The sequence below is a fragment of the Streptomyces sp. NPDC001406 genome, from assembly GCF_042895285.1.
Classification (GTDB): Bacteria; Actinomycetota; Actinomycetes; order Streptomycetales; family Streptomycetaceae; genus Streptomyces.
In genome coordinates this window covers 1-8,531 of the sequence record NZ_JBIAWG010000050.1, presented here as the reverse complement: position 1 = coordinate 8,531, position 8,531 = coordinate 1, and the positions used below count along the sequence as shown (strand labels likewise).

Annotated in this window: 1 protein-coding gene; it reads right to left on the bottom strand. The window is 74.6% G+C overall.

Features of this window, described 5'->3' with window-relative positions:
- Positions 1 to 8,531 (bottom strand): type I polyketide synthase (locus ACFY1J_RS45970; protein WP_390733298.1); only part of this gene is annotated, 8,531 nt, incomplete at both ends.

Below are 8,531 nucleotides of genomic sequence, written 5' to 3'. Positions count from 1 at the left end.
TACGCATCGGCGAAGACGGGGAACGCCGCGTACAACTCACGCCCCATACCGATCCGCTGCGAACCCTGACCCGAGAACAGAAAGCCGACCTTGCCTCCCGGCCGGCCCTGGACGACTCCGGGCGACGGCATTCCGGCGGCCAGGTAGCCCAGTCCGCGGCGGAAGTCGTCACAGCTCTCGCCGATGACGGCCGCCCTGTGGCGCAGGGCACTCCGGGTGGTGGCCAGTGAGAAGCCGACATCAGCCAATGACATGCCGTCCTCCACGAAGGCCAGCAGTCGTCGTGCCTGGTCGCGCAGCGCAGCGCTGCTCTTGGCGGAGAGCACCCACGGCAGGAGGGCCGGGGCCGGAGTGACGGTGGCCTCTTCGGCAGGGGCCGGCGTGGCCTGTTCGATGATCGTATGAGCGTTGGTGCCGCTGACGCCGAAGGACGACACGGCGGCCCGGCGCGGGCGGTCCGTCTCCGGCCACTCCACGGCCTCGGTCAGCAGCCGGACGTCACCGGCCGACCAGTCCACGTGCGGCGTCGACTCGTCCGCGTGCAGTGTCCGCGGGAGGACGCCGTGGCGCATCGCCATGACCATCTTGATCACACCGGCGACACCTGCGGCGGCCTGTGCGTGGCCGATGTTGGACTTCAGCGAGCCCAGCCACAGCGGCTGGTCCTCCGGCCGCTCCTGCCCGTACGTGGCGAGCAGCGCCTGCGCCTCGATCGGGTCACCCAACCTCGTCCCCGTACCGTGCGCCTCCACCGCGTCCACGTCGGCTGGCGTGAGCCCGGCGGAGGCCAGCGCCTGCCGGATCACCCGCTGCTGCGAAGGGCCGTTGGGCGCGGTCAGACCGTTGGACGCACCGTCCTGGTTCACGGCGCTCCCCCGTACCACCGCCAGGACTTCGTGGCCGTTGCGCACGGCGTCGGACAGCCGCTCCACCAGGAGCATGCCGACGCCCTCGGCCCAGCCGGTGCCGTCGGCCCCGGCGCCGAACGCCTTGCAGCGGCCGTCGGCGGCCAGGCCGCGCTGGCGGCTGAACTCCACGAAGGCACGCGGGGTGGACATGACCATCACGCCGCCGGCCAGCGCCATGGAGCACTCGCCGTTGCGGAGGGCCTGGACCGCCCAGTGCAGGGCCACGAGCGACGACGAGCACGCCGTGTCGACGGTGACGGCGGGTCCTTCCAGGCCGAGGGTGTAGGCGATACGGCCGGACATGATGCTCGCCGAGTTGCCCGTGCCGAAGAAGCCCTCGGAATCGTCGATCGCGTTGAAGGCCTGGGCGGCATAGTCCTGGTAGCCGGAGCCGACGAAGACTCCGGTACGGCTGCCGCGCACCGACTCCGCGTCGATGCCGGCCCGCTCGAACGTCTCCCACGTGGTCTCCAGCAGCAGGCGCTGCTGCGGATCCATCGCCACGGCCTCACGCGGAGAGATCCCGAAGAACCCCGGGTCGAACTCCCCCGCCTCGTACAGGAATCCACCGCGGCGCGTGTACGTCTTGCCGCACGCGTCCGGGTCCGGGTCGTAGATGCCGTCCACGTCCCAGCCCCGGTCCGCCGGGAAGTCGCCGACCGCGTCGCCGCCGGAGATCACCAACTGCCACAGGTCCTCGGGCGAGCGCACCCCGCCCGGGTAGCGGCACGCCATGCCGACGATCGCGATGGGGTCGTCATCCTCGGCGGGCGCGGCGGCCGCTTCCGGTGCGGCCGCGATGGTGAGGCCGGTGAGCTCGGTGCGCAACTGCCGGGCGAGTGCCTGGGCGTTGGGGTGGTCGAAGACCAGCGTGGGGGGCAGCTTCAGGCCGGTCTCGGCGTTGAGTTTGTTGCGTAGTTCGACGGCGGTCAGGGAGTCGAAGCCAAGGTCCTTGAAGGCCCGGTCGGCCTCGACCTCGCCGGCGTTGTTGTGGCCGAGGACGGCCGCCGCGTGTGTGCGGACGAGGTCGACCAGCAGCGCGTTCTGCTCGGTCTCGGGCATCCTGGCGAGGCGGTCGGCCAGGGGCGAGGCAGCGGCCGTGCCGTGCCCGCCGGCGGTGCTGCCCGCGGTGAGGATCCGCTCGGCCTCCGGGAGTTCGCCGAGCAGGGCGCTCGGGCGGCCCACGGTGAACGGGGGCAGGAACCGCTCCCAGTCGACGTCGGCCAATGTGGCGGTCGCCTCGCCGGAGGCCAGCGCCTGCCGGAGGCCGGCCACGGCGAGCGTGGCGGGCATCGGGATCAGGCCGCGGCGGCGTAGTCGTTCGTCCGCGCCGTCGGCCTCGGCCATGCCGCCGCCGGCCCACGGGCCCCAGGCCACGGCGGTCGCCGGCAGGCCTTGGGCCCGGCGGCGTTCGGCGAGTCCGTCGAGCAGGGCGTTGGCCGCCGCGTAGGCGGCCTGGTGGCCGCTGCCCCACACTCCGGCGATGGACGAGAAGAGGACGAAGGCGTCGAGTTCCTGGCCCGCGAGGAGCGCGTCGAGGTGCAGGGCGCCGGCTGCCTTGGCAGACAGCACGTCGGCGAAGGCGCCCGGCGTCATGGCCTCCAGCGGCTCCATGTGGTCCACGCCCGCCGTGTGGACGACGGCGTTCACCGGGTGCTCGGCGAGCAGCGCGGCGAGCGCCTCGCGGTCCGCGACGTCGCACGCGGCGACGGTGACACGGACACCCGTCGCCTCCAGCTCCGCGACGAGACCCACCGCACCCGGCGCCTCGGGGCCGCGGCGGCTGGTGAGCACCAGGTGCTCGGCACCCGCACCGGCGAGCCAGCGGGCCACGTGGCCGCCCAGCGCACCCGTACCACCGGTGATCAGCACCGTGCCGCGCGGCGACCACCGCTGCCCGGCCCGCGTGTTCCGGCGGGCGGCGGTGTGGGACAGCCTGCGGCCGAACACGCCACGGGCGCGGATCGCGACCTGGTCCTCGGCCGACTGGTCCCCGGCCGACTGGCCGAGCACCGCGGCGAGTCGGCCGACGACCCGGTCGTCGACCGTGTCCGGGAGGTCGATCAGACCGCCCCAGCGCGGCGCGTGCTCCAGCGCGGCGACCCGGCCGAGACCCCAGACGGCGTTCTGGACGGCGCTCGGCACCGCGTCCGCCCGGCCTGTGGACATGGCGGACCTGGTCAGCGCCCACAGCGGGGCGTTGATGCCCGCGTCACCCAGGGCCTGGACGAGCGCGAGGGACAGGGCGGTGCCGACGGAGAGGGCCGGGTGTCCGGTGTGGGGCCGCTCGTCGGTGCCGAGCAGGGAGATCACACCGTCGACCGGGGTCTCCCGGACGGCGTCGCCGAGCTGCCGCAGCAGTGCGCCGCGGTCGGCGGCCGGGTCGACCGCCACCCGGACCAGCCGGGCCCCGCGGGCGGCGAGCCCGTCGGCGACGGCGGCGGTCCACTCGACGGCCGAGATGCCTTCGGTGACCAGGAACAGCCAGTCTCCCGGCAGTTCGTGCGCCCGCAGGCCGCTGAGCGGCTTCCAGCCCGTGCGGTAGGACCAGCCTTCCACGGCGGACTCCCGGCGCTGCTGCCGGCGCCACGCGGACAGCCGGGGCAGCACCGCGTCCAGTTGCTCGGCGGCCAGGTCGAGGGTGGCGGCGAGGGACTCGACGTCCTCGCGCTCCACTGTCTCCCAGAACCCGGCCTCCACGGCGTCGGTCCCCGCGACGGCGGCGGCCGTGGGCGCGGTGGTCTCCAGCCAGTACCGCTGGTGCTGGAAGGCGTAGGTGGGCAGGTCGGCGCGCCGGGCGCCGCGGCCGGCGAAGAACGCCTGCCAGTCGACGGGGACGCCGTGCACGTGGAGTTGCGCGACGGCGCCGGTGATCGCCTCGGGCTCGGGGCTGCCGGACCGTGCGGAGGGAATGGTGACCGCGCCCTCCAGGCAGCCCTGGGCCATGGCGCTCAGCACCGCGCCGGGGCCGGTCTCCACGAACGTGGTCACGCCCAGGTCGGCCAGGGTCCGGATGCCGTCGGCGAAGCGCACGGCCTCGCGGACGTGCCGGACCCAGTAGTCCACCGTGTACGCGTCGATGAGCTCACCGGTGAGGTTCGAGACGACCGGTGTCCGGGGCGTCTCGAAGCGCAGAGCGCCGACGACGCGGGCGAAGTCCTCCAGCACGGGGTCCATCAGCGGCGAGTGGAACGCGTGGCTGACCTTCAGCCGGGAGGTCTTGCGGCCCTCCCGGGCGAAGTGGTCCGCGACGGCGGCTACGGCGTCCTCGGCTCCGGAGACCACGACGGACCGCGGACCATTGATCGCCGCGATGCCGACGTCGTCGGTGAGGTGCGGCAGCACCTCGTCCTCGGTGGCCTGGACGGCGATCATCGCCCCGCCGGCGGGCAGGGCCTGCATCAGCGCGGCACGAGCCGTCACCAGTGCGGCCGCGTCCTCCAGCGACAGGGCCCCGGCCACGTGCGCGGCCGCGATCTCGCCCACGGAGTGCCCGGCCAGGTAGTCCGGTCGCACGCCCCACGACTCCAGCAGGCGGTGGACGGCGACCTCGTGCGCGAACAGCGCGGGCTGAGTGAAGGCGGTGCGGTTCAGCTCCTCGCCGTCCTCGTGACCGTTCTCGCCGAAGGCCACGTCCCGCAGTGGCCGGCCGAGGTGCCGGTCGAGGTGGGCGCACACCTCGTCGTACGCCTCCGCGAAGACCGGGAACGCCTCGTACAGTTCCCGCCCCATACCGATGCGCTGCGAGCCCTGCCCGGAGAACAGGAACCCGACTTGGCCGGCGTTGGCGCGGCCGAGGACGACGCCGGGAGCGGGCGCCCCCGAGGCCAGGGCCCGCAGGCCCTCGGCGATCCGGCCGTGGTCGGCACCGACCACGGCGGCGCGGTGCTCCAGGGCGGCCCGGGTGGTGGCCAGCGAGAAACCGACGTCGGTGAGGGACTGTTCGGCGCCGTCGGCGGTGAGGGACAGCAGGCGCTCGGCCTGGGCGCGCAGCGCGGCCTCGGACTTGCCGGACAGGACCCACGGCACGGTCGCCGAGGAGACCTCGACCGGTGCGACGGCAGCCGGTTCGGCCACCGGGGCCTGCTCGATGATCGTATGGGCGTTGGTGCCGCTGACGCCGAAGGACGAGACCGCGGCGCGGCGCGGGCGGTCCGTCGCCGGCCAGCCGACGGCCTCCGTCAGCAGCCGCACCGCGCCCGCCGACCAGTCCACGTGCGGCGTCGGCTCATCAGCGTGCAGCGTCCGCGGAAGGACGCCGTGGCGCATCGCCATCACCATCTTGATCACACCGGCCACGCCGGACGCCGCCTGGGCGTGACCGATGTTGGACTTCAGCGAGCCCAGCCACAGCGGCCGGTCCTCGGGGCGCTCCTGGCCGTACGTGGCGAGCAGCGCCTGCGCCTCGATCGGGTCACCCAGAGCGGTGCCCGTGCCGTGCGCCTCCACCGCGTCGACATCGGCCTCGGTGAGCCCGGCGGAGGCCAGGGCCTGCCGGATGACCCGCTGCTGCGCCGGGCCGTTCGGCGCGGTCAGACCGTTGGACGCGCCGTCCTGGTTGACCGCGCTGCCCCGCACGACCGCGAGGACCTCGTGACCGTTGCGCACGGCGTCGCTGAGGCGCTCCACGAGCACCACGCCCACGCCCTCGGCCCAGCCGGTGCCGTCGGCGCCGGCTCCGAACGCCTTGCACCGTCCGTCAGGGGCCAGCCCGCGCTGGCGGCTGAACTCCACGAACGCGGCCGGTACGGCCATGACGTTCACACCGCCCGCGACGGCCATCGTGCTCTCGCCGTTGCGCAGCGACTGGATGGCCAGGTGCAGGGCGACCAGCGACGACGAGCACGCCGTGTCGACGGTGACGGCCGGGCCCTCCAAGCCGAACGAGTAGGCCACGCGCCCGGAGACGACGCTCGCGGCGCTGCCGGTGAGCAGGTGGCCCTCGACGCCTTCTGGGACCTGCGGAAGGTCCGCGCCGTAGCCCTGGTAGGACATGCCGACGAACACGCCGGTGCGGCTGCCCTTCAGGGAGGCCGGGTCGATGCCGGCCCGCTCGAACGCCTCCCACGAGGCCTCCAGCAGCAGGCGCTGCTGGGGGTCCATCGCGAGCGCCTCGCGCGGCGAGATCCCGAACAGTGCGGCGTCGAAGTCGCCCGCGTCGTAGAGGAAGCCGCCGTCGCGGGCGTACGTCTTGCCCGGGGTGCCCGGGTCTGGGTCGTAGAGGTCCTCGACGTCCCAGCCGCGGTCCTCGGGGAAGCCGGAGATCGCGTCGCCGCCGGACGTCACGAGCTGCCACAGGTCCTCGGGCGAGCCGACGCCGCCGGGGAGGCGGCAGCTCATGGCCACGATCGCGATGGGTTCGTCGCCGGCGGCGGCCGTGCGCTGCTCCTGCTGCGCGGCACCCTGCGAGCCGAGCAGTTCGGCGCGCAGGAAGCGGGCCAGGGCCGTGGCGTTGGGGTAGTCGAAGACCAGCGTGGTGGGCAGCTTCAGGCCGGTGTCGGCCGTGAGCTTGTTGCGCAGTTCGACGGCGGTGAGCGAGTCGAAACCGAGGTCGTTGAATGCCCGGCCGGGCTCCACCGCCGCGGCGCCGTCGTGGCCGAGCACGGCGGCCGCGTGCGTGCGGACGAGGTCCACCAGCGTGCGGTCCTGCTCGCCCGCCGGCAGCCCGGTCAGCTTCGCGGCGAGCGCGTTGCCGGCTTCGGCGCCGCCGGAGGCCGGGGCCTCCAGGGCGCGGCGCGTCTCGGGCACATCGGAGAACAGGGCGCTGGGCCGGGTGACGGTGAACGGGCCGATGAACCGCTCCCAGTCGAAGTCCGCGACGGTGAGGGCGGTCTCGCCGTCGGCCAGCGCCTGCTGGAGCGCGGAGATCGCGAGGGCGGGTTGCATGGGGGGCAGGCCGCGGCGGCGCAGCTTCTCCTCTCCGTCGCCGACGCCGGCCATGCCGCCTTCGGCCCAGCCGCCCCAGGAGACGGCGAGCGCGGTGCGCCCATGTGCCCGCCGGTACTCGGCGAGGGCGTCCAGGTAGGCGTTGGCCGCCGAGTAGGCGCCCTGGCTGGCGCCGCCCCAGATACCGGCGCCCGAGGAGAACATGACGAACGCGTCGAGCTCCTGACCGGCGAGCAGTTCGTCCAGGTGCGCGGCACCTGCGGCCTTGGCCGCCACCGTGCCGGCGAACCCGGCCGGGTCGGAGTCCTCGATCATGACGTGGTCGCCGACGCCGGCGGCGTGGACGACGGCGTTGACGGGGTGCTCGGCCAGCAGCGCCCGCAGGGCGTCACGGTCGGCCGCGTCACAGGCCACAACGGTCGCGGCCGCGCCGAGCTCCTCCAGCTCCGTGACGAGCTCCGGAGCGCCGGGGGCGTCGAGGCCGCGGCGGCTGGTGAGCACCAGGTGCTCGGCGCCCGCACTGGCGAGCCAGCGGGCGACGTGCCCGCCCAGCGCACCCGTACCACCGGTGATCAGCACCGTGCCGCGCGGCGACCACCCCTGGGCGGGGCCGGTGGCGCGGGCGGCCCGGACGAGCCGGCGCCCGAAGACGCCCGAGGCGCGGACCGCCACCTGGTCCTCTGCCGCCTGGCCGAGGACGGCGGCCACGCGGGCCGCGGTGCGGGCGTCCAGCAGATCAGGAAGGTCGAGCAGTCCGCCCCAGCGCTGCGGGTATTCCAGCGCCGCCGCCCGGCCGAAGCCCCATACCTGTGACTGCAGCGGGCGGTCCACGCGGTCGGAGCGACCGGTGGCCACCGCGCCGCGTGTAACGCACCACAGCGGGACGTCGACGCCCGCGTCGCCGAGCGCCTGCACCAGGCAGAGGGTCGCGGCGAGGCCGTGCGACAGGCCGGGGTGGCCGGCCGAGGCGCTCTCGTCCTCGGCGAGCAGGGACAGCACGCCGGTCACCGGGCCGACGCCGGCCAGTTCGCGGGCCAGCGTCCCGCGGTCGGTGCCGGGCCCGGCGACGAGCGTCACCAGTTCCAGGCCGCGCTCGCCGAGCGCGGTGCGGACCGATGCGGTCCACTCGCTCTCGCAGGCCACGACGAGCAGCCAGGTCCCGGACGCGCCGGGCTGAGGGAGCGCGCCGAGCGGCTTCCACGTGACGCGGTAGCGCCAGCCGTCGACCACGGACTGCTCGCGGCGCTGACGGCGCCAAGCGGACAGCCGGGGCAGGAGCGCGCTCAGCGAGGCGTCCGCGCCGACGCCCAGGGTCGCGGCGAGGGAAACCGCGTCCTCGCGCTCCACGCTGTCCCAGAAGGCGGAGTCCGCCGCGTCGGCCGGGGTGCCGGCGGCGGCCAGTTCCTCGTCCCCATCCCCGTCCAGCCAGAAGCGCTCGCGCTGGAAGGCGTAGGTGGGCAGGGTGACGCGGTGAGCGCCGGGAAAGAGAGCCTGCCAGTCCGGGGAGACGCCGTGCACGTGCAGTTCGGCGAGCGCGGCGACGAGGGCCTGCTGCTCGGGTCGGTCACCGCGCAGCACAGGCACGGCAACCGCGTCGTCCGCGCAGGCCTGTGCCAGAGCGCTGAGGACGCCGCCGGGGCCGATCTCGACGAACGTGGTCACGCCCAGGTCGCCGAGGGTCTCGATGCCGTCGGCGAAGCGCACCGCTTCGCGCACGTGACGGACCCAGTACCCGGC